Annotated in this window: 19 protein-coding genes and 1 pseudogene; 11 read left to right on the top strand and 9 right to left on the bottom strand. The window is 58.6% G+C overall.

Translation table 11 applies throughout. From position 1 onward, the window contains the following. The first annotated feature begins 31 nt into the window (after positions 1-31). The 4 genes from C4N04_RS27275 to C4N04_RS27260 all read left to right on the top strand — a co-directional run bounded on the left by C4N04_RS27275 (position 32) and on the right by C4N04_RS27260 (position 4,153). Positions 32-1,210 (top strand): DSD1 family PLP-dependent enzyme, encoded by a 1,179-nt coding sequence (locus tag C4N04_RS27275; protein ID WP_106797498.1) that lies wholly within the window; start codon positions 32-34, stop codon positions 1,208-1,210. Then, positions 1,210-1,653, top strand: a complete 444-nt coding sequence (locus C4N04_RS27270) for a RidA family protein (protein WP_106797497.1) — start codon at positions 1,210-1,212, stop codon at positions 1,651-1,653. The genes C4N04_RS27275 and C4N04_RS27270 overlap by 1 nt, the downstream gene beginning before the upstream one ends. A 5-nt stretch (positions 1,654-1,658) precedes the next feature. Further along, positions 1,659-2,705 carry a low specificity L-threonine aldolase gene (locus C4N04_RS27265; RefSeq protein ID WP_106797496.1) on the top strand — a complete coding sequence of 349 codons (1,047 nt, stop codon included), beginning with the start codon at positions 1,659-1,661 and terminating at the stop codon, positions 2,703-2,705. Between the two features lie 128 nt (positions 2,706-2,833). Continuing rightward, positions 2,834-4,153 carry an FAD-binding oxidoreductase gene (locus tag C4N04_RS27260; protein ID WP_077988859.1) on the top strand — a complete coding sequence of 440 codons (1,320 nt, stop codon included), beginning with the start codon at positions 2,834-2,836 and terminating at the stop codon, positions 4,151-4,153. 83 nt (positions 4,154-4,236) lie between these two features. On the opposite strand, the gene C4N04_RS27255 is transcribed toward C4N04_RS27260, so the two are convergent. The 4 genes from C4N04_RS27255 to C4N04_RS27240 form a co-directional block, all read right to left on the bottom strand. Then, positions 4,237-4,719 (bottom strand): Lrp/AsnC family transcriptional regulator, encoded by a 483-nt coding sequence (locus C4N04_RS27255; protein WP_077988860.1) that lies wholly within the window; start codon positions 4,717-4,719, stop codon positions 4,237-4,239. 57 nt (positions 4,720-4,776) lie between these two features. Continuing rightward, on the bottom strand, positions 4,777-6,111 hold the full coding sequence (locus C4N04_RS27250; protein ID WP_106797495.1) for an aspartate aminotransferase family protein: 1,335 nt from the start codon (positions 6,109-6,111) through the stop codon (positions 4,777-4,779). 100 nt (positions 6,112-6,211) lie between these two features. Beyond that, complete coding sequence (locus C4N04_RS27245; RefSeq protein WP_245345103.1) at positions 6,212-7,309, bottom strand: phosphotransferase; 1,098 nt, start codon at positions 7,307-7,309, stop codon at positions 6,212-6,214. Positions 7,310-7,551: 242 nt separating this feature from the next. Further along, positions 7,552-8,220 carry a haloacid dehalogenase type II gene (locus tag C4N04_RS27240; RefSeq protein ID WP_077988863.1) on the bottom strand — a complete coding sequence of 223 codons (669 nt, stop codon included), beginning with the start codon at positions 8,218-8,220 and terminating at the stop codon, positions 7,552-7,554. A gap of 406 nt (positions 8,221-8,626) precedes the next feature. Here C4N04_RS27240 and C4N04_RS27235 point away from each other — a divergent pair, with 406 nt between their 5' ends. The 3 genes from C4N04_RS27235 (at position 8,627) to C4N04_RS27225 (ending at position 11,175) form a co-directional block, all read left to right on the top strand. Further along, positions 8,627-9,622, top strand: a complete 996-nt coding sequence (locus C4N04_RS27235; protein ID WP_077988864.1) for an ornithine cyclodeaminase family protein — start codon at positions 8,627-8,629, stop codon at positions 9,620-9,622. Beyond that, a complete protein-coding gene (locus C4N04_RS27230; RefSeq protein ID WP_170961468.1) occupies positions 9,619-10,596 on the top strand; it encodes a threonine/serine dehydratase in 978 nt (325 codons plus the stop codon). Before C4N04_RS27235 ends, C4N04_RS27230 begins: the two co-directional genes overlap by 4 nt. A gap of 195 nt (positions 10,597-10,791) precedes the next feature. Then, a complete protein-coding gene (locus tag C4N04_RS27225; RefSeq protein WP_348628315.1) occupies positions 10,792-11,175 on the top strand; it encodes an aldehyde dehydrogenase family protein in 384 nt (127 codons plus the stop codon). A 470-nt stretch (positions 11,176-11,645) separates the two neighbouring features. Here C4N04_RS27225 and C4N04_RS27220 read toward each other — a convergent pair whose 3' ends face one another. Further along, positions 11,646-12,335, bottom strand: coding sequence for a haloacid dehalogenase type II (locus C4N04_RS27220; RefSeq protein ID WP_077988866.1), 690 nt, complete (start codon positions 12,333-12,335; stop codon positions 11,646-11,648). 522 nt (positions 12,336-12,857) lie between these two features. Between C4N04_RS27220 and C4N04_RS27215 the strand changes: the two genes are divergently transcribed. From C4N04_RS27215 to C4N04_RS27205, 3 genes are all read left to right on the top strand, one after another. Next, a complete protein-coding gene (locus C4N04_RS27215) occupies positions 12,858-13,934 on the top strand; it encodes a phosphotransferase (RefSeq protein WP_077988867.1) in 1,077 nt (358 codons plus the stop codon). A gap of 8 nt (positions 13,935-13,942) precedes the next feature. After that, entirely contained in the window at positions 13,943-15,313 is a 1,371-nt protein-coding gene (locus C4N04_RS27210) for an aspartate aminotransferase family protein (protein WP_106797494.1), read from the top strand. A 145-nt stretch (positions 15,314-15,458) separates the two neighbouring features. After that, the gene (locus tag C4N04_RS27205) at positions 15,459-16,100 is read left to right on the top strand and encodes a GntR family transcriptional regulator (RefSeq protein ID WP_225882578.1); all 642 of its coding nucleotides are present in this window, start codon (positions 15,459-15,461) and stop codon (positions 16,098-16,100) included. Positions 16,101-16,140: 40 nt separating this feature from the next. Here C4N04_RS27205 and C4N04_RS27200 read toward each other — a convergent pair whose 3' ends face one another. The 3 genes from C4N04_RS27200 to C4N04_RS27190 all read right to left on the bottom strand — a co-directional run bounded on the left by C4N04_RS27200 (position 16,141) and on the right by C4N04_RS27190 (position 19,080). Continuing rightward, positions 16,141-16,989, bottom strand: a complete 849-nt coding sequence (locus C4N04_RS27200) for a GNAT family N-acetyltransferase (RefSeq protein WP_077988869.1) — start codon at positions 16,987-16,989, stop codon at positions 16,141-16,143. Positions 16,990-17,135: 146 nt separating this feature from the next. Beyond that, positions 17,136-17,489, bottom strand: a complete 354-nt coding sequence (locus C4N04_RS27195) for a cupin domain-containing protein (protein WP_040112450.1) — start codon at positions 17,487-17,489, stop codon at positions 17,136-17,138. 82 nt (positions 17,490-17,571) lie between these two features. Further along, on the bottom strand, positions 17,572-19,080 hold the full coding sequence (locus C4N04_RS27190; RefSeq protein ID WP_077988870.1) for an NAD-dependent succinate-semialdehyde dehydrogenase: 1,509 nt from the start codon (positions 19,078-19,080) through the stop codon (positions 17,572-17,574). 677 nt (positions 19,081-19,757) lie between these two features. On the opposite strand from C4N04_RS27190, the gene C4N04_RS27180 reads away from it, so the two are divergent. Continuing rightward, on the top strand, positions 19,758-20,201 hold the full coding sequence (locus C4N04_RS27180) for an Lrp/AsnC family transcriptional regulator (RefSeq protein WP_077988871.1): 444 nt from the start codon (positions 19,758-19,760) through the stop codon (positions 20,199-20,201). Between the two features lie 34 nt (positions 20,202-20,235). Here the strand turns inward: C4N04_RS27180 and C4N04_RS27175 are convergent. After that, positions 20,236-20,362 (bottom strand): annotated as a pseudogene (locus tag C4N04_RS27175) (NAD(P)-dependent oxidoreductase); the annotation flags it as partial. Positions 20,363-20,496: the final 134 nt, after the last annotated feature.

The raw sequence follows: 20,496 nt of genomic DNA, 5'->3' as shown, positions 1-20,496 counted from the left end.
GACAAGATGAATCTCAGGTTTGGAGACCAACATGGATTCAGCGACGTTTGACCCCACCACTCCTTTGGCGACCGCGACCACTCTTGAGGCGCTGGAAACGCCCTGCCTGGTTCTCGATGCGGACCGGATGGATCGAAACATCACACGGCTGAGGAGCCGTCTGGATAGTCTGGGCGTGTCGCTGCGACCGCATCTGAAGACAGCGAAGTCGATCGACGTGGCTCGGCGGCTCATGAGCGCGCCAGCGGGGCCAGCGACCGTCTCCACCCTGAAGGAAGCCGAGCAGTTCGCGGCCGATGGCGTTCGCGACATGATCTATGCGGTCGGCATCGCTCCTGCAAAGCTCGCGCGCGTCACCGAACTGCGCGCCATGGGCGTCGATCTCGTCGTCATACTGGATACCATCGAACAGGCAAAGGCAGTTGCCAAGGCTTCCACTGACGCCGGAATACGCATTCCGGCCATGATAGAGATTGATTGCGATGGCCACCGCTCGGGTGTTGTGCCCGCCAATTACGACCAGTTGCTAGAGATCGGGCGGGCGCTGACGGAAGGTGCGGAGCTGCGTGGCGTCATGACACATGCCGGCGACAGCTACAAGGGTGGAGGCGCGGAGGCGCAGCATCGCTATGCGGAAGCGGAAAGAGCGGCCGTAGTTGAAGCCGCGCAGCTTCTGCGCAGTGCGGGCCTGCCGTGCCCGGTTGTCAGCGTTGGTTCGACACCGACGGCTCATCACGCGAAAGATCTTACTGGAGTGACTGAGGTTCGCGCAGGCGTATTCGTGTTCTTCGACCTGGTGATGGCAGGAATCGGAGTCTGCCAGGTCGACGATATTGCGCTCAGCGTTCTCGCAACAGTGATCGGTCACCAGCGCGAGAAGGGCTGGATCATAACCGACGCGGGATGGATGTCGCTATCGCGCGATCGTGGCACGAGCAAGCAAGCCGTCGACCAGGGATATGGCCTCGTCTGTGACATCCAAGGCAACACCTATCGTGACATCATCGTTGCCGATGCGAACCAGGAGCATGGCATTATCGCCGCGCGGCCCGGATCGGACGCTCGTCTGCCCGATCTGAGGGTCGGTGACCGGGTGCGGATCCTGCCGAACCATGCCTGCGCGACGGCGGCGCAGCACGAAGCCTATCATGTTGTCCGAGGTCAATCGCACGCCGTTGAGGCCTGCTGGCCACGGTTCGGAGGTTGGTGATGTCCCACGTCGTAACTGTAAGTACCGATCGTGCGCCCGGCCCTGCTGGTCATTATGTCCAGGCGAAGCTGGCGGGCCAGCATCTCTATATATCAGGGCAGCTCCCAATCCGACCGGATGGAGCGCCGCTTCCCGACGACAAATTCACGACGCAGGCGGGCCAGGCCATCGAAAACATGCTGGCAGTTCTGGAGGCCGCAGGCGGAACTCCGAGCGATCTCGTCAGGGTAACGGCCTATATCGTCGGGGTTATCAATTGGCCAGGCTTCAACCAGATCTATGCAGCGCGACTTGGGGAGGCGCGCCCAGCGCGCACCGTCGTGCCCGTGCCCGAACTCCACTACGGCTATCTGGTGGAAGTCGATGCCATCGCCGTGATCGCGAAAGAACCAGCTGCCGCGCAAGCAACAAAACCCGTCGATATGACGGTGAATGAAAGTTAGAAGCGATGATATTTTCATCCGACAACTGGTCCGGCGCCCATCCCGCGATTGGCGAGAGCCTGATGGCGCATGCCGCCGGCTATGCGTCGGGGTACGGTACCAGCGACCTCGACCGAAAGGTGAAACAGAAGTTCGCGGAGATTTTCGAAAGGAATGTCGCCGTCTTTTTCGTCGGCACCGGAACGGCCGCCAACTCGCTGGCGCTTGCGACAGCCAACCGTGCAGGCGGTGTCGCCTTCTGCCATCGCGAGGCTCACGTCATTGCCGACGAATGTGGCGCGCCGGGGTTCTTTTCGCATGGCGCCCGCCTCAAGCCGGTCGACGGACCGAGAGGCAAGATGGTGGCCGCTCGCCTCGACGCCGAGATTCGGCGCTTCCCACTCGACAATGTCCAGGGCGGTCAGCCGACGGTAGTATCGCTGACGCAGGCGACGGAAAGCGGCACGGTCTATTCGCTCGCGGAAATCGACGCGATCGCCGCCGTTTCCAAGGCGCAGAGTCTGCCGCTGCATATGGATGGTGCCCGCTTCGCCAATGCGCTTATCAGCTTGGATACAACGCCTGCCGAAATGACCTGGAAGCGAGGCGTTGACCTCGTCTCCTTCGGCGGCACAAAGAACGGCTGCTGGTGCGCCGAAGCGCTGGTGCTCTTCGATCTCTCGAAGGCGCAGGAAATGCACTTCATGCGAAAGCGCGCCGGCCAACTCTTTTCGAAATCGCGCTTCGTTTCGGCGCAATTCGACGCCTACTTTGCCGGCGATCTCTGGCTGGACCTCGCCCGCCACGCCAATGCCATGGCTGCGCGACTTGCCGAGGGCATCACCGCCTCCAAGACGAGCCGCCTGGCTTGGCAGGCCGACACCAACGAAGTCTTCCCGATCCTAAAGAAGGATGTCGCGGCGAAACTCCGCCAACGGGGTGCAATCTTCTACGACTGGCCCGTTCCGCAGGACCTCGTCGGAAGCTTCGCGCCGGATGAAGGTCTCCATCGCCTGGTAACCAGTTTTGCAACGCGGGCCGACGATGTCGATCTTTTCGTGTCGGCTTGCTGAACAACGGCTCGTGAGGGGCGGAGCGGGTCCCGATTTCTGAGCTTCAATCAGATCAACCTGTCCTTGCAGGGTCCTCACATGGGAGAGGCTCTCGGCCGAAAGGGCAATAGTCCAAATGAGGTCTCTCGATGTCACCACTGCTCAAACGCATACAGAGCGATCATCTTCCCGCAAAGGCGGATGTCGTCGTCATCGGCGGCGGCATTATTGGCGCGTCGGCGGCATTCTTTCTCGCAGAGCGGGGACTCTCCGTAGCATTGCTGGAAAAGGGTTATGTCGGCGGTGAACAGTCCAGCCGAAACTGGGGCTGGTGCCGCCGACAGAACCGGGACGAGCGCGAATTGCCGCTCTCGGGCGTTTCCATGCAGGCGTGGGACCAGTTTGCCGCCAAAATCGGCGAGGACGTCGGCTTCCGCCGATGCGGTCTGTTCTACGCGACGGACAATCCCCAGCAGCTGGCGGAATGGGAGCAATGGCTTGCAATCGCCCGGCAATTCGACGTCAACACGAAGATGCTGACTGCCCGAGAAGCGCATGACAGAATTCCAGCGCAAGGCCGCCGTTGGCTCGGCGGCGTCCATTCAGTCGATGATGGCAAAGGCGAACCGGCCATTGCCGCGCCGACGATCGCGAACGGCGCCCGCAAATTTGGTGCGACTATCCACCAGGAATGCGCTGCAAGAGGCCTCGACATCGTCAACGATGCAGTAGTCGGGGTCATCACCGAGAAAGGCATCATCAGATCGCAGGCCGTTCTGAACGCCGGCGGTGCGTGGACCTCCTTGTTCTGCCGCCAGTACGGCGTGCAGTTCCCACAGGCAAGCGTGCGCCAGACTGCAATTCGGACGCGCCCCACAACCAATCTCGGCGAGGCAATCTATACGCCAGAGTGTTCACTGACCCGGAGGTTGGATGGCAGTTACACGCTTGCTATTAGCGGCAGGGCGACCTTGGATATCACGCCGCAAGGCATTCGCTATGCGCGCTGGTTCATGCCGATGTTTCTGAAGCGGCTGCAAGCGGTCCAGATCGGCGTCGGCAGATCCATGTTCTATGGACCCGAAGCCCTGGTGAGCTGGAACAAGGATACTATTTCGCCTTTCGAGCGGATCCGGGTTCTCGACCCAAAGCCGAGTCGCCGGACCATTGCGTCTATTCTAAAAGGCGTCACCGAGCAGTTCCCGGCGCTTAAAGGTATCGAAATCGCCGACAGTTGGGGCGCCTATGTGGATTGCACGCCGGACGCGGTGCCAGTCATCTCGGCGTCCGATCACGTCAAGGGCCTTTATTTGGCGGCTGGCGGCTCCGGCCATGGCTTCGGCATTGGCCCTGGCATTGGTCGCTTGGCCGCTGACCTTGTTGCTAACGATAAACCCTGCGTCGATCCGACGCCTTTCCGACTGTCGCGCTTCTTTGACGGCTCCAGAGTCGAGGTGGGCGGTCTCTGATTGTGCTGGAAGGCCGCAGGTTCGGACCACGAACTTCCCAGGACCTGTCCGGCTCTTGTAACCGGAGACCGGCGAGGAGTTCATCAGAGCCTCTGGCTGAATAGCTTCGTCAGCGGCATGTGCGCCTTGCGGATCGGCGATTTCAGCACGACGTAGGTGAAATACTTGTCAATGCCGACGTCCAACTCGATCAGTTGCTCCATGATCTCCTGATATTCGCCGACCCCGGTAGTCACGAATTTCAGGAGATAGTCGTAACCGCCCGAGATCACATAGCACTCGATGAGTTGCTCGATTTTCTCGATAGCGGCGATGAAGCGAGCAAAGTCGGTCTGCCGGTGGTTCTTCAGCGTCACCTCGGTGAAGACCGTTACTGTCTGTCCCAACTTGGCGACATTGACCTGAGCCGTATAGCCCTCGATATACCCCTCCGTCTGCAGCCTCTTCATGCGCATCAGGCACGGGCTCGGCGAAAGATTCACCACCTCCGAGAGCTCCACGTTTGTCATTCGCCCATTCTGCTGCAGCACGTTCAGTATCTTGATGTCGATCCGATCGAGTTTCATGGACTTAGCTTTCGCTGATGAAAGTAGCGAGCCTATTCGACGATGCGCGCCACTATGTTACACCTGTGCAACAGCCTTCTTGAGCGCGCATTCGATGCTTTCGAGGAAGCGATCCACATGCTCCGACTGGCAAATCAATGGGGGCCGCACTTTCAACGTATCCTCGTTGGCGCCGGTCGTGCTGATAAGCACGCCATCGTCCCGCATCAAGTTTACGATCTCCAATGCCATAGCGCGCCGGCTGGCCCCGCCCATTCCATCCAACCCGATGTCGATGCCGCAGAACAGCCCGGCATTTCGAATGCCGCGGATACCATCGTGCAGCTTGGCAAGATGCTCCAACCCCACCTTGAGGCGCTCGCCCATGGCATGCGCATGCTCGAGCATTCGACCTCTATGCAGAATGGCCAGGACCGCGTCAGCTGCCGCGATCCCGACTGTATTGCCGCCGAAGGTGTTGGAGTACCGAGCAGTAGCGCCAAAGCGATCCATTGGCGCCTTGCGGCCAACGACCGCGCCTATGGGAAATCCATTGCCCATTGGCTTGCCGAGAGTGACGAGATCCGGGACAACCTGGTGCCGTTCGAAACCCCACATGTGTGTGCCTGTCCGTCCAAATCCCGGCTGAACTTCATCGGCAATGATAAGGCCACCCGCCTCGCGCACCGCCTTGACTCCGTCGGCGATGAAACCCGGCGGGTCCACCCAAACGCCGTCGCTCGAGAAAATGCTGTCGAAAAGCAGCGCCGCAATGCCAATGCCTCGCCGGTTCAGGTCGGCGATAGCGGAGCGAACCTGTTGTTCAAAGAATGCCGCGGCTTGCTCCTCGGGTATGCCCGCAGGGCCGTGTAGCGACACCATGCGAACGGCGGGACTGAGATTGACGGCGTCGCCCAGATTGGGTGATACCATCGCCGTCGCTGCGCTTGTGCCATGATAGGCATGAGAAGAGACGATCACACCTTCCCGACCACTGGTCAGCCGGGCAATCCGCAGCGCCAGATCGTTGGATTCACTACCTGTGCAGGTAAAGACAACGCGGTTCAGTTCTTCGGGGAAAGTGGCCACGAGCCGTTCGGCATAGTCGACAAGCCGCGGTTCAAGATAGCGGGTATTTGCGCTGATCCGGCTGGCTTGTTCCGCCATGGCAGCATTGATCTCTGGATTGCAATGCCCGAGAGAGGGCACATTGTTATAGAAATCCAGATAGCGACGTCCGTCGGGGTCGTAGAGCCACATGCCTTCGCCGCGCACGAAATGTACCGGCCGGCGATATTGGAGCCTGTAGGAAGCTCCCAATACGCTGTCGCGCCGGGCGATCAGTTCAGATTCGCGGGGGGGAATTGTGGCTTCCCCGGGGGTAAAGCGGTTGGGCATGAGATCTGTTGACATGTCTTTGATCCTGCTTGAGTTTCCATTCGCGAGAAGATCGCGGGGGACCGTGCCGATGACCAATGTGAGGGCAATGCGCGTGTAGGGATACGGGTACGGGTTACGGCAACGCGCGCCTCACCGCCCTCTCGCCATCCCCGGGGCATAATGCCGACAGGATGGACAGCCCGTGTTCGGCTCGGCCCACGTTCTTCTTGATATATGCTGCTTCGGCCGGGAAGAGGTTTGCTCGCCAGTAGTTGATTAGGATAAGGGCGCTTTGGCGCGCCCTTATCAGTCCGACGAGCAGTTTTGCTTCGAGAGGGCGGAGCGGAATCACCGAGGCATAGCCAGCGATCAGATGTTCCGCGCCGCCCAGAGCCAGAGACGGGTCCGTCACGAAGTGGCTTGCCGCAATCGCCAGATCCTGAATCCGTGGCCCCCAGCAGCCGTCGCCGAAATCAATGAAGGCGATACCACCATCGGTCAGGAGTGTATTGAAGGGGCTAGGGTCATTGTGCGTGACCTGCCAGGCTACATCGCTTAGTTGCGGCTCGATCAACTCGACATAGTTGTTCATGGCAAGACGCACGGATGCCGCAACTGGTCCCGATGGCAGATGCTCCTCCAGTTCCATCAGGTTTGACCAGCATCCTACGTGCCAAAGAACCGGGCGGTGCATGGCGGAGAGGTTCAGTGGCTCGAGAGCCAAACTGAGCCTGCCGAGCGCCCGGCCGACCCGGTAGAGGATTTCCGGAGTAGGGTTCGCCTGATGCAGCGGTGCCCCTGAAAGTCGCGTCTGAAGGTAGCCACAAATCTCATGCTCTTCGAACATCAGCATAGCGTCACCGGTGCGCACAATCCGAGGTGCTGCGAAACCGAAAGCGCCTTCCAGCCCGGCGAGGGCTTCAACCTGGAAGCGGAAACTGTCTCTTCCTTCGGGCCGTGCCGAAGTTTTGAGGATTAACTGATCGCCGTTCAGCAGGGTGACCTCCGTGGTACACTCGACCTCAGAGGATAGAACTCTCATCGCTCCCTTCAGGCCGTAGTGGCGCAGTAGCAACTCACCCGACAGCTGGGCTTCTGCTGGGCTCGGCTTTGTCGCCAGAATAGCGGCAGCGGCCCCAAAATATGCTTTGGTGAACGGCTCGCGGACTGACTGTTTCCCGCCGGGATGACGGGCGTTGTCGTCTGAAACCGGATCGCTACAATCATTCACGACTGAGATCCTCGCACTGTTGGAGTCGACGGCATGCGCATCGGCAAGCGACCGTCGGAATGGCATCGCGGCCGCCGCGCCCGACCCTGAAAAGCGTCGGGCGTTTATGACTGAGGGCAATACCCGGTTTCCCGCCTTCGGACTGTCGCTCGGGCCCGGGCTCTTAAAGTCTCCTCGCCGGCGTCGCCATCCATGATTGCGCCGCCGGACACTGAGAAATATTCAGACGTACTCAGGGTTCCTCAGAGCCCGACAACGCCCGGCAAATCCGAGATCCCGGAGATTTCTGTATAGCCGTAATAGGGATTGGCCGGCTCGTGACCGCGATTGACCCAAACCTTGTTCTTGATCCCGAGGTCATGTGCGGACATCAGATCGTAACGGAACGAGGAAGAGCAATGCAGTATCTCCTCCGGACCGCAACCTAGCATATCGAGCATATATTCGAAGGCGCGGAAGTGTGGCTTATAGGCGCCGGCGTCTTCGGCCGTGTAAACGGCGTGGAACGGCGCGCCGAGCTTCTCGACGTTGGACATGATCTGCGAGTTCATCGCATTTGACAGAATGACCAGGGGAATTTCCTTGGCGACCTTGGCAAGACCCGCCGGAACGTCGGGATGCGGCCCCCAGGTGGGGACCCGTTCGTAAACCATCAGCGCGTCTTCATCCTTGAACTCGATGGCGTTGCGTTTGCAGGTCCTTGCCAATGCGTTATGGACGACCTCCGCATAGGGTTTCCAGTCGGCCATGACTTCATCAAGCCGGTATGCAGAGAAGTCGGCGATGAACTGCAGCATTTTCTGCTCGCTCATGCGCTCGGAATAGAGATCGCGTGCCGCCTCCGCCATCTGAAAGTTGATAAGCGTACCATGGCAGTCGAAGGTGATGTATTTCGGGCGGAAAGGAGTCATGTGCTTCGTCCTTGCTTTGCGGGGAGTTGTTCAAGTCATGATCAATCATAGCCCGGCGGGCGCTTTTGAATTACCCGGACATGTCGGATCATCAGCAGAAAATGCTGGAGGGCGACGTCATTTGCCCTTGTGATTGCGGGTCGAGAGTGATCCGCGATCGCTTCAGGCATCGACTGACACCAATTAGCCAACCGGTCTCTGTGGAAACAACCGGGGACTTGCTCGGCAAAATTTCCGGAACGGTGGGCGTCGAAACTCTCTGCCAAACCCTCCCGCGAAAACAAAACAATCTGCTCAAAGCCCCCTGGATTGCGGCCAATAGACCCACCGCTCACCTATTATAGTGATTGGAGTTCAGCTCCTGCTGCACCGATGCACCCGATGAATTGAAATGGAGGGATCACGCATGAGAACGCTGCTGCTCAAGAAGGACGAAGTCAGAAGGCTCGTCAGCAAGACGGACGTCATCGGCGCGGTCGAAGAGGCTTACAAGGCATACAGCAGTGGGCAGGTGGAGCAACCTCCTTATCTCGGAATACATCTCCCCTCTCGCCGTGGGGAAATCGACTTCAAGCTTGGCTACTATAGCGTCAACGAAATTATCTCCATGAAAGCGCACTCCGGAGGGTTCAAGAACAACCCCGCAGAACATGGCGTGCCCAACAGCATGGGCACGATTCTCCTGTTTGATGCCAGGAGCTGCGCATTGATTTGCATCATGGATGGAAGCTTGATCACTGGCATCAGAACGGGGGCTGCGGGGGCCGTCTCCGTCAAAGCATTGGCGAGAAAGAACGCCAAGACAATCGCATCGATCGGCACCGGCAATCAGGCAAGGATGCAAATCCGGGCGATCAACGAGATCATGAAGATCGAAAAGATCCACGCCTGGGACAGCACCCCGGAAACGGGTTGCAAGTACAAGGCTGACATCGAGCGTGAACTGGGTATTCCCGTCATCGTCGCGAGCTCTAAGAAGGAGGCGGTCGAGCAGGCCGACATCCTGGTTACGACGACACGTGGGACGGGGTCACTGGTGGAAGCGGATTGGGTGAAGCCCGGCACACACATTGTCGCAATCGGCACAGATCAACGCGGCAAACAGGAGCTGGATCCGGAGCTTTTCAGGAACGCGAAAATTATCGTCGATTCCTTCTCACAATGTACGGAGAAGGGCGAGACTTGGCACCCTCTGAACAAAAACATCATCGCAAAAGACGACATCCATGGCGAAATCGGCGAGGTATTGCTGGGAAGTAAGCCGGGACGAGAAAGTGACGATGAAATCACCATCTTCGATTCCACAGGGATGGCCATACAAGACAATACGACCGCCAGCAAAATCTATCAGAACGCCATAGCCAATAACGTCGGCACTTTCTTCCAGTTTTTTGAGGAATGACCATGCGCAACTATCCAACCATTCAGGACATCCGCGAAGCTCAGCAACGACTAAAGCCGCATGTCAGGCACACGCCGCTGTTGCGTGCCGACAAAATCGAGAAAGCGGCTGGTTGTCAGCTCTACCTCAAGCCGGAAACCCTGCAGATCACGGGCGCATTCAAGATCCGCGGCGCCCTGAACAAGGCTCTCTCGCTCCCCCGAGAGGAGATCGCAAACGGCATCATTGCGACCTCGTCGGGCAACCACGCCCAGGCGCTTGCTTACGCAGCCAAGATGCTCGGCGTAAAAGTGATTTTGGTGCTGCCGGTCACCACACCCAAAATCAAGATCGCCAATACGGAAGCCCTTGGCGCCGAAGTCATTCTTTTTGATGGTGATAATGCCGCTAGATGGAGAAGAGTCTACGAGATCGCCGAAGGAAACAATTATGCGGTCATTCACGGCTTCGAGGACCCCGTCGTAATGGCTGGTCAGGGAACGATCGGGTGTGAGATCCTCGAAGACTTGGAAGATGTGGACACGGTTATCGTACCCGTGGGCGGTGGAGGGCTGATCTCGGGGATCGCCACTGCGATAAAAGAAACCAAGCCATCGGTGCGCGTTATCGGGGCAGAGCCTGCCTTGACACCGAAGTATTTTCACAGCCGGATAAACAAGGAGCGCACATCGCTTCCGTTAAAGAACACGATCGCGGATGGTTTGAGGTTGAGTGTTCCGGGTCAAAATCCTTACCCGATTATCGAAAAGTATGTCGACGAGATTGTTCTTGTTGAAGACGAGCACATCATTGCCGGAATGCGTGCTCTTGCCAAGGATGCGAAATTGATCGCTGAACCCGCCGCCTCCATAGGAATAGGAGCACTGTTAGCGGGCAGCTTAGACGTAAAGCCTGATGAGAAAGTATGTGCGGTTTTGTCTGGCGGAAATTGGGATCTATCCGACCTTGCCGAGATTTACAATGTGGCGCCGTGATCCGTTTCACCATCGGTCAGCACACCAACCCGATCGCCGTTGAACATGTGCGATCCGCCATATCCTCTGTGCAAATACAAATGGTCTGCCGCGGGCGAACCGCGGCTTTCATTCGGCAGGGACGACAGACCGAGTATGAGAGCGACCAATGAAACACGCCCACAGGTTTTATATTGAAGGGGGGGTCGCTTCGTTGTGTCGAAAACATGTGAGGTCATCGATCCCTGTACGGAGCAATCGATCGGTACGATCGCACTCGGCAGTGCCGCCGATGCGGAAAAGACGGTCGCGGCCGCGCGGCGGGCCTTTGCCTCCTTCTCGCAGACGACCAATGAAGAGCGCATCGAACCACTGAAGCGCATTGTTGGTGATCCAGAAGCGCCGCAACGACGAGCTAGGCGAAATCAGCTCACGGGAAATGGGCGCGCCGCCCTCCATCGCCCGGGCCGAGCAGGCGGGCATGAGCGCTGTCATTTCGAGCAGGCGATCAAGGCCATCGAGAAGCTTTGCCTTCGACTACCCATAGCAGGGTTGTCGAAAGTGGTTACCGAACATCGGGCTTTTCCCGACACTGGCTGAAGCGGATAAAGGTCGCCTCACATCGACAATAAGACGGGAACATGGCCGCCGCTGTTGCTCGGCCACCAGAGGCTGGAGAGCACCGGCGCAATACTTCGGGATCGAAGTCGACCACACCTTAACCATTCCAGAGCGAGTTGAAACGGAGCTTGTGGCTGCGGCTTCTAATTGAAGCGCCCTTTCTGCAGGATCCAACCGAAGATCGACTTGGCCCAGCCATCTCCCACGCTTGCGGACGAGCGCTGTGGGCCCCAATCAATGGTTGAGGAACAGCCTCGGTTATTCGAAAGCGGACATGGATAGCGGCAGCGCACCAAACGCGCCCCGATCCCGACGTTCGGATCGCACCATAGCCGAACGCCGGCAAGTCACGCGTACGCAAGGGAGGCCATGCTTGCCCTCCGAACGATAAAGAGAAGGGGCGAAGGACCGCCCCGGTCTCATTAGCAAAATGGCCTGAGCCCTGATTTTCAGGCACGCTTGAGAGCTGGCTCCAGGCCAACGGCGGCAGCCAACCCGCCGATATCCTTGATCTCAGTGTATTCGTAATAGGGATTGGCCGGCTCATGGCCGCGGTTGACCCAGACCTTGCTCTTGATGCCCAGGTCATAAGCGGTCATCAGGTCGTAGCGGAAGGATGAGGAGACATGGGTAATGTCTTCCGGTCCGCAGCCGAGCTTGTCGAGCATGTATTCGAAGCCCTTCATCAGAGGTTTGTATGCCCCGACTTCTTCTGCCGTGATTACCATATGGATGGGCGCGCCCAGCTTTTCAACATTCGACATGATCAGGCTGTTCATGGAATTGGACAGGATGACCAGCGGGATTTCCTCGGCCACCCTGGACAGACCAGCCGGGACGTCAGGATGCGGACCCCAGGTTGGCACCTCGTCATAGATGCGTTGCGCGTCTTCGGGTTTGAATGGGATACCGATGCGCTTGCAGCTGCGTTCGATTGAATTGTGCACTACTTCGACAAACGGTTTCCATGGCCCTAGCACCTCGTCAAGGCGATAGCCCCTGAAAGCCTCGACAAAAGCGGCCATCGCTTGAGAGGAGAGGCGCTCGCCGTAGACGCGCCGAGCAGCGCCGGCCATATCGAAATTGGTGAGCGTGCCGTAGCAGTCGAAGGTTACGTACTTCGGTCGAAATTGGGTCATTGTGTGTATTCCCTCCAATTTTCATGGCACGGTGTGCCGATCCAAGGTCATCGTAGCGGGCCTGCCGCCTGTCTAATGAGGTCGCCGTTCCGATAGACCGCGATGCAGCAGCGGCGCAGGAAACTCTGCGAATCCGTAACTGGTCACTTCCGCTGCCTTTGTTGATCCCGGCTAATCCAGCCAACCGGAAGACTCCAACTAGTTTGCTGCATTCCGACCAGTGGGTGCACACTGACATAACTTTGTCGCTATGGCAAGAGATTGTCCAACAATCCTTAGTATTTTCTCTTGGGTCGCTTTCCGACGACTTGTGTGTCGTCGCTCCTCAACTTACAACCGAGTGGCCATTTTCATTGTTTTAACGCTGAAATATCTAGTCGATTTTCGAGCAGAATATCCAATAGACCCCGCTCTTTCGTCGCCAGCGAATCGACCCGATCTCTCCATCGCAGAAAAAATTGTTGTACAAAAATTGCGGATGTGAAATATTCCATCGAGCCCCACTCTCGAGGCAGGATCTGAATGAGTTTGAAGATGGGTCATAAGCATCAGCGCGGGCCAGCACGCGCCGCTGAGCTGTCCGAGGCGTGCCATCCCGTTGGCGCTACGGAAGCTGAAGCAATCGCCGAACGGCTCTATGGTACACGCGGCTCCGCAACCCGCTTTGAAACCGAGAAGGACGACACGTTCCTCCTGGACTGCGCGGCCCAGGGGAAGTTTGTGCTCAAGATCGCTCATCCTTCTGAACGCATAGAGGAGCTCGATTTCCAGGTCGCGCTGATGCGTCATCTCGAGCAGCGAGCCCCCGATCTACCCATCCCCCGCACACTTCGCGACGTCGACGGGGTGGATTTGCCGATCGTCACCACGAGTGCCGGCGAGCGGCGAGTGGTGCGGCTCATTAGCTTCATGGCCGGCACCCCGCTCGACCGAACATTCTGCACAGCCCCACAGCGCGAACGGATCGGGGAAATTCTGGCAAAGCTGCGTCATTCCATGGCCGATTTCTCGCATCCCGCTGACGGTCGGGCGGTGGCATGGGACGTCAGCCATCTGCTCGACCTCAGAGATCTATTGAGCTTCATCCCTAAAGGCAGCAAGCGGGCATGGACAGTCAGCGCGCTCGAGCGGTTTGCCGAAATCAAGCCTGAACTCGACCTGTGCCGGCGGCAAGTGCTCCACAATGATTTCAATACGTCGAACCTGGTCGTCGATCATGCCAGCCCGCGATTCCTGACCGGCGTCATCGACTTCGGCGATGCGGTCCGCACCGCCATCGCCGTCGACGTCTCCACGGCGTTAATGAATCAAATGCCAAAAACATCCGACCATGGGAACCGGTGTGACCTGTTCGACGCACCGCGCGACGTTTTGCGCGGCTATCTCCGTCATGCCGACCTGACAGACGAGGAGCTTCGACTCATCCCGTTCCTAGCAATGGGCCGTCTTGCGGTTCGTGCGCTGCTGACGTGCTGGCGCGCCGAGATATTCCCAGAGAATAGCCGCTACATCCTGCGCAATACCGAAGCCGGCTGGGCCCACCTCGAGTGGTTCCACTCGATTTCCGCCGCCCAGATTTCCGATCTTCTGACACGATAGGAACCACAATGTCCAAGCAAGCGACTACTCTGCCTAAGGGCTTCCGTGGCGACATGCCAAATGGCTTCAACCCTCAGGACACGTCTCATCTCACAAGTGAAGATCTGGCGCATGTCGCCAGGCGGCAACGGCTGCTCGGGCCGGCTTATCGGCTCTTCTACAAGTCGCCGGTTGAGATCTCACGTGCCAAGGGCGTTTTCCTCTATGACAAGCACGGCAACGAATATCTCGATGCCTACAACAACGTGGTATCGCTGGGTCACTCTCATCCGCGTGTCGTCGAGGCGATCCAGAAGCAGCTCGAGGTGCTCTGTACCCACACGCGTTACATGCAGGAGCCCCTGCTGGACTATGCCGAAGCACTGATCGCTACGTTCGGTGGCGAACTCGGCCGCACCGGATGTGCAATGTTCACATGCACGGGCTCGGAAGCGAACGATCTCGCCCTGCGAATCGCGCGTTACCACACACGCAAGACCGGTGTCATCGTCACGGCGGAAGCCTATCACGGCAACAGCGGCGCGGTAGCGGCAATCTCGCCGTCGCTCGGCAGGAAGTCGGCTTTGGATCCCTATCTCCGGACGGTCGCCGCGCCAGATTCCTATCGCCTGCCTGTCGAGGAAATCGGCCGGCGGATGGCGGAGGATGTCGCGCGGCAGATCGCCGACATGGAGCGGCATGGCGGCGGCCTAGCGGCCTTCATCGCCGACTCCGTCTTCTCCTCCGATGGTCTCTACGTCGAAACCACGGACGTATTGGCGCCGGTGGCGGAAGTGGTGCGCAAGGCGGGCGGCCTGTTCATTGCCGACGAAGTGCAATCCGGATTCGGGCGGACCGGCACCCAATTTTGGGGTCACCGGCGTCACAGGGTCGATCCGGACATCGTTACTATGGGCAAGCCCATGGGCAACGGCTATCCCGTCGCCGGCGTAGTCCTGCGGCCCGAACTCGTCGCCGACTTCGGATCCAGCATGCGCTACTTCAACACGTTTGGCGGCAACTCCGTCGCTATCGCCGCTGCAAGGGCCGTACTCGACACGATCCTCGAAGAGGGACTGTTAGACAACGCCGTCAAGATCGGCGCAGAAATCCTCGATGGCCTCAGGGACCTGCAGAAAAAATATGAATTCGTCGGCGATGTTCGTGGGACCGGCCTCTATTTCGCGGTCGAACTCGTCAAGGATAGAGACCGGAAAACGCCGGACATGGACCGTGCGCTTGCAGCCGTCAATGCCTTGCGCGATCGGCGCATTCTCATTTCCGCGACGGGAGCGGACGCGCATATCCTGAAGATCAGGCCCCCGCTCATCTTCACATCGGCCAACGCGGCGCGTCTGCTCGAGGGCGTCAACGAGGCGCTTCGGTCCGTGCAGACATAGAACCCGCCACCATGCAGCCAGTAGGCACAATATCATTTCCCTTGCCCGCGTCGCCGCATGTGGCGTAGGCATGCGAACTGATCAACGAGCAGAGCCAAAAGCCATGCCGCCGCTGCCCGCCAAGAATAGAGCCGAAGATCCAGAGATGAACGTCGAGCCCTTGCCGGCCAGCGCGGTTGACATCCTGACCCACGCGTTGCGACGGCGCATCTTGTCGGGGGATTTCCGACCGGGCGAGTTCCTCCGCGACGTGAAGATGTGCGAAGAGCATTCGACCTCGCGGCACACATTCCGTACAGCAGCCCAGGTGCTCGTCACCCAGGGCCTGCTGCGTCAAATACCGAACCGAGGCTTTGTAGTGCCCGAATTCGGGCCGGACGATATTGTCGATATCACACGCGTGCGCGGCGCCATTGAGGGCGAGGCCATTCGACTGATCGTACTGACCGGCGTCATCCCGTCCCAAGCGCTGGAGGCGGTCGACATTATGCACAGGTCGACTCTATCGGCCGACAGATCCCTGTTGGTTGCTGCGGACCGGGACTTCCACCGCGCGATCATCGCCGCTAGCGGTAGCGCTCGCCTGAAGCGGACCTATTCAGACCTCGAGGGCGAGATCGAACTCCTTCTCGCACAGCGGCAGGATTTCTACGCCACCGCCGAAGAAATGGCGGAAGAACATGAGCGGCTCATCAACAGCTTGAGAAGTCGCCACTATGATACGGCGCGGGATGCGTTCCAGGAGCACTGGGAAGATCTCCAGATCAAATTGCTAGATCAACGCTGACCAATCCGCCGTGAATGCGTCGTCACTTCAGACCTTCAGGTCAGCCAACAGCTTGGCTCGCCAGGCAGAAGGTTTGAACGGCCGGTGTTTGAGGTCGGCCTCCAGCACGCCGGACCATCGCAACGACACCACCCTCGTTACGCAGCCCCCATTCTTCGAGGAGGGATGAAAGGCCGCTGTCTTCGGGGATGTCAACTCGCACGACACGACCTTCCTTGCCGGAGAGGATGAAGGCCAGCAAATCCCTCGCCTGTCCAGCGTTTGCCGCAACGACCGGCCCCACGACTTCGCCCTTGCCGAACAGCCGCGTCGCCGCGAAGGCGACAATACCGTCACCGTCCCGAATGGCGGCGAATGTCCCCTCGTTCGCCAGAACATCATGCAGCGCGTCCCGATCGGCGCCGAATGCCGCACTATCGAGCGCCTTGATCGCAGGCAGGGCGGCAGACCCGATCCATTCAACATTTGCAGGAGCATCGACGCGACCGGTGACGCCCTGGTGGCGGGTGATTTTGTGCGTCGTGACGAAACCCAGCTTTTCATAAAGCGGCAAGCCGTCGCTGGTGGCCCTCAAACGGCATTCTCTATCACCGGCGAGTTCCAACACGGCAGTGGTCAATTTTCTTCCCAATCCCTGGCCTCGCTGGCTTTCGTCGACAATGATCATGTTGATGGCTGCACAGGTATCGCCGAAGGGAGTCATAAAGGCGGTACCCACGACCCGATCACCTGCAAGGGCAACGCGTCCCTCACTCAGGGACCATATCATTTCCCAGTCTTCTCTCCTGTGCGCCCAGCCAGCCGCACGCGACAGCGCCACGGCACCATCAAGATGATGAGCCTCGAAAGGCGCAAGAACGATCGATTCCCTTTGCAAGAATTCATCCATTTCGTGGTCTTTCTTAAATCGAGGCGAAGATTGCGGTAACCGCGATTACACTGGTGTCTGTTGAACCATTAAGGGCGTGCCGGCCGGATCGCGCCGTTTGCCCCCGCGAAATTGAGAGGCAATTCGAGGCGCACGACCTCGAATGATCAGGTGACGGTGACGAAGATCTTCCGCACCGTTTCGATCGTCTTCCAAACGCCGATGTAACCCGGCTTCATCACGAAGCTATCGCCGGCGCGGTAAATGACCGGCTCTTTCCCCTTCTCGGTCAATTCGATCACGCCATGGACGAGATGACAGAATTCAAACGTCTCGCCCTTGATGGAGTGCGTTTCACCGGGCGTCGCCTCGAAAACCCCCGTATTCACTGTGCCGTCTTTTGCGGTGTCCTGCAGCCAGGTCTTGAAAGCCGGGCTACCAGCTATGAGGCGATCCGGCTCGGCAATTCGCTGCTTCGGCTCGAATGACGGATTCGGGTCAATGGTTTTCAGCAGGGACATTGATCTCTCCTATTCTGGCTGGAGCCACCCGCTTTGTCCGGATAGTTCCAAGCCGATCTGATCTGAGTTGATCGCGGCGCACCTACCAGGTGGCGGCGATATATTTCGTTTCGAGATATTCGAGCATTCCGTGGTGGCTGCCTTCGCGTCCGAGGCCGCTCTGTTTCATGCCGCCGAACGGCGCGGCAGCGTCGGAGACAACCCCGCGGTTGATTCCGACCATCCCGCTTTCCAGCCTGCCCGCGACAGCGAGCGCCCGCTTGAGGTCCTGGCTAAAGACATAGGATACCAGCCCGTATTCGGTATCATTGGCCAACTCGACGGCCTCATCCTCGGCATCAAATACAATCACCGGCGCAACCGGACCGAAGATTTCTTCGCGAAGGATCTCCGCGTCCGCAGAGACGTCGGCCAGAACGGTTGGCAGATAGTAGAAACCTTCGCCGTTTACTCTGCTCCCGCCGGTCACCAGGCGGGCACCCTTGGCGATAGCGTCGTCGACTAGGCGCTCCACCTTGGCCACTGCGGCATCCGTTATCAGCGGACCAAGCTGCGTATCCGCCAGCAGCCCTGGTCCGACATTGAGCGCTGCCATCTCTTCCGCGAAGCGCCGTGTGAAATCAGCCGCAATTCCCTTTTGAACGTAGAACCGGTTTGCAGCCGTACAGGCCTCCCCGCCGTTGCGCATCTTGGCGACCATTGCCCCGGCGACAGCCGTCTCCAGGTCGGCGTCATCGAATACAATGAAAGGCGCGTTGCCGCCCAGCTCCATTGAGCAACTGACAACCTGGTCCGCGGCCTCGCGCAGCAGTATCCTGCCAACGCCTGTCGACCCGGTGAACGACAGTTTCCGGACCCGCTTGTCATGCAGCATTGCGCTGACCACTGGGCCTGCCTTTTTCGTGGGAACGATATTGACCACTCCTGCGGGAACGCCTGCCTGCCGCATGAGTTCTCCGATCGCGAGCGCCGTAAGAGGCGTCTCGGCTGCGGGCTTGAGGATGCAGGTGCAGCCTGCAGCCAAAGCTGGAGCAATTTTTCGGGTCGCCATTGCTGCCGGGAAGTTCCATGGCGTTACCAATACCGCGATACCAATCGGCTCATGACTCACGATGATCTGGTTTGCGCCCGAAGGTGATAGTCCAAATTCACCCGGGGCCCTTACCGCTTCCTCGGCATACCAGCGGAAAAACTCCGCCGCGTAGGCGACTTCCGATCTCGCATCCGGAAGCGCCTTGCCATTCTCCACGGTAATCAGCTGCGCCAGCCACTCTGCTTGTTCGACAAGAAGGTGAAAACACTTCATCAGAATATCCGCGCGCCGGCGTGGCGAGGTTAGCTTCCAAGCCCCGGCCGCCTTTTCCGCCGCGTCGACGGCCGCTATTGCATCCTGGATATCACCATCACAAACCGTAGCGATCGCATCGGCACTCGAGGGATCGATCACATTGAAAGTCCTGCCAGCTTTCGCCGAGACCCATTCGCCGCCGATGAACAGTTGGCTGGGCGCATTGCTTGCTACAGCAGCTGCCTGCGAAGGGGCAGCACGGCCTTTTTCTAGTGTCGGAGTTGTTTTCACGTTCAGCACCATTAGCTACCAATCAGGATTGTTGTGCGATCAATATAGAATTGGTTTCGTGATTGGTGTCAACATAGATCAAATTGGTCTCGTCGATTATTTGTGACATGGGGTCCCTTGCCCCAAACCGCTGCGCACAACAAACGGCCGCGCCACTCTGTGGCTGCCGATCGATTGGCTGCCGTCGTCAGCTTCGTACCAGGCGCCTCACTTAGGTTTGCAGGCCCGGCCAAATGCCTAAGCCCGGGTCGTGTGATGGCTCGATCCACACTGTCTTGGAACGACGGGCAAAGCGCACATCAACTGATCTTCCGACCGGGGCAGTTAATGGCACATTAGTCCAGGGGAACGTCTTTTTTCTCGGCGATGAAGTCAGCGGGGTCATCAACTTCAGGCTACAGCATGAGGATGCGCCCGCGTCGGAGCTTGCTGACGTGCTTGTCGGTTGGGCGGGCGAAGCCACCGGGAACCTGAGCAAAGAGAGGCCGCGAGCGCTGCTGCAGGTTATCAGGGAGCGCGATGCGTGACGGATGCGATGCGGAAAGGGAGGCGCTGCCAGGTTTCACAATGGCTTCGATTTCGAGGCGATATTCGAGCCGGAAAGAAAGAGCCTTACTGCCGGAGATCTCCGTGTTAGCTTATCGGCCGGTAACGCCGGACATCCTAAGGTTAGCGACCGTTCAAGTTCCATGAAATATCTTCTCGATCGAACTGACGAACAGATACTTGTCGAGTTGAAGGCTAATGCCCGAATCTCGCATGCGGAGTTGTCGGCGAAGGTGAACCTTTCCCGCAATGCCGTGCGGGTGCGGATCGAACGGTTGGAGCGAGAAGGCTTCATCAAGGGATATACGATCGTTACCGGCGATGGAGGCAAAAGCCAACACGTCACGACCGCATTGATTTTCGTCTATCGTCACGATCGCATGAGGGGCGGCGACGTCATTCAGGCGTTACGGAAGATTCCGGAAGTTGTGGCTTGCGACGTGATGACGGGTGATTTCGACTTGCTCGTTCGGGTCGAGTCCCACGAGGCTGACCGCATCCGGCAGATTTGGCAGTTGATTGCCGAGATGCCCGGCGTGCGCGATACGCTGACTGCGTTCGCTCTCTCCTCTGTAATCCGAAAATAGTCCAGTGTATCGGTTCGGCGTTCAAGCCCAATCGAGCCGCAATGAGCGCGTCGTGATCGAGTTGCGGGCCGCGCCACACGTGGACGAGCGCCGCGCTGGCTGGCAGCCGTCTCGAAGCGCCCGGCGTCGAGCAACCCTTCCGTCTCTTGCGTCAGCGGCAGCGGCAGAAGATACCACATGGTGGGCTCCGTCTGGGGCTAGAATCCATTAATCCGATTTCCAACCCGAGGCTCATCTTGTCGCCAAACCCTAAAGATGGCAATTAACACTCAGTGAATTAGCGCTTCAGGTACAG

Source organism: Rhizobium sp. H4, from assembly GCF_003013335.1.
GTDB classification, from domain to species: Bacteria; Pseudomonadota; Alphaproteobacteria; order Rhizobiales; family Rhizobiaceae; genus Rhizobium; species Rhizobium sophoriradicis.
The sequence above is the reverse complement of the archived record's forward strand: the minus strand, read 5'-3'. Positions and strand labels throughout refer to the sequence as shown.

Coding starts and splice junctions, on each gene's coding strand:
- C4N04_RS27275 (WP_106797498.1), top strand. CDS start 32: ATGGATTCAGCGACGTTTGACCCCACCACTCCTTTGGCGACCGCGACC.
- C4N04_RS27270 (WP_106797497.1), top strand. CDS start 1,210: ATGTCCCACGTCGTAACTGTAAGTACCGATCGTGCGCCCGGCCCTGCT.
- C4N04_RS27265 (WP_106797496.1), top strand. CDS start 1,659: ATGATATTTTCATCCGACAACTGGTCCGGCGCCCATCCCGCGATTGGC.
- C4N04_RS27260 (WP_077988859.1), top strand. CDS start 2,834: ATGTCACCACTGCTCAAACGCATACAGAGCGATCATCTTCCCGCAAAG.
- C4N04_RS27255 (WP_077988860.1), bottom strand. CDS start 4,719: ATGAAACTCGATCGGATCGACATCAAGATACTGAACGTGCTGCAGCAG.
- C4N04_RS27250 (WP_106797495.1), bottom strand. CDS start 6,111: ATGTCAACAGATCTCATGCCCAACCGCTTTACCCCCGGGGAAGCCACA.
- C4N04_RS27240 (WP_077988863.1), bottom strand. CDS start 8,220: ATGACTCCTTTCCGCCCGAAATACATCACCTTCGACTGCCATGGTACG.
- C4N04_RS27235 (WP_077988864.1), top strand. CDS start 8,627: ATGAGAACGCTGCTGCTCAAGAAGGACGAAGTCAGAAGGCTCGTCAGC.
- C4N04_RS27230 (WP_170961468.1), top strand. CDS start 9,619: ATGACCATGCGCAACTATCCAACCATTCAGGACATCCGCGAAGCTCAG.
- C4N04_RS27220 (WP_077988866.1), bottom strand. CDS start 12,335: ATGACCCAATTTCGACCGAAGTACGTAACCTTCGACTGCTACGGCACG.
- C4N04_RS27215 (WP_077988867.1), top strand. CDS start 12,858: ATGAGTTTGAAGATGGGTCATAAGCATCAGCGCGGGCCAGCACGCGCC.
- C4N04_RS27210 (WP_106797494.1), top strand. CDS start 13,943: ATGTCCAAGCAAGCGACTACTCTGCCTAAGGGCTTCCGTGGCGACATG.
- C4N04_RS27205 (WP_225882578.1), top strand. CDS start 15,459: ATGAACGTCGAGCCCTTGCCGGCCAGCGCGGTTGACATCCTGACCCAC.
- C4N04_RS27200 (WP_077988869.1), bottom strand. CDS start 16,989: ATGGATGAATTCTTGCAAAGGGAATCGATCGTTCTTGCGCCTTTCGAG.
- C4N04_RS27195 (WP_040112450.1), bottom strand. CDS start 17,489: ATGTCCCTGCTGAAAACCATTGACCCGAATCCGTCATTCGAGCCGAAG.
- C4N04_RS27190 (WP_077988870.1), bottom strand. CDS start 19,080: ATGGTGCTGAACGTGAAAACAACTCCGACACTAGAAAAAGGCCGTGCT.
- C4N04_RS27180 (WP_077988871.1), top strand. CDS start 19,758: ATGAAATATCTTCTCGATCGAACTGACGAACAGATACTTGTCGAGTTG.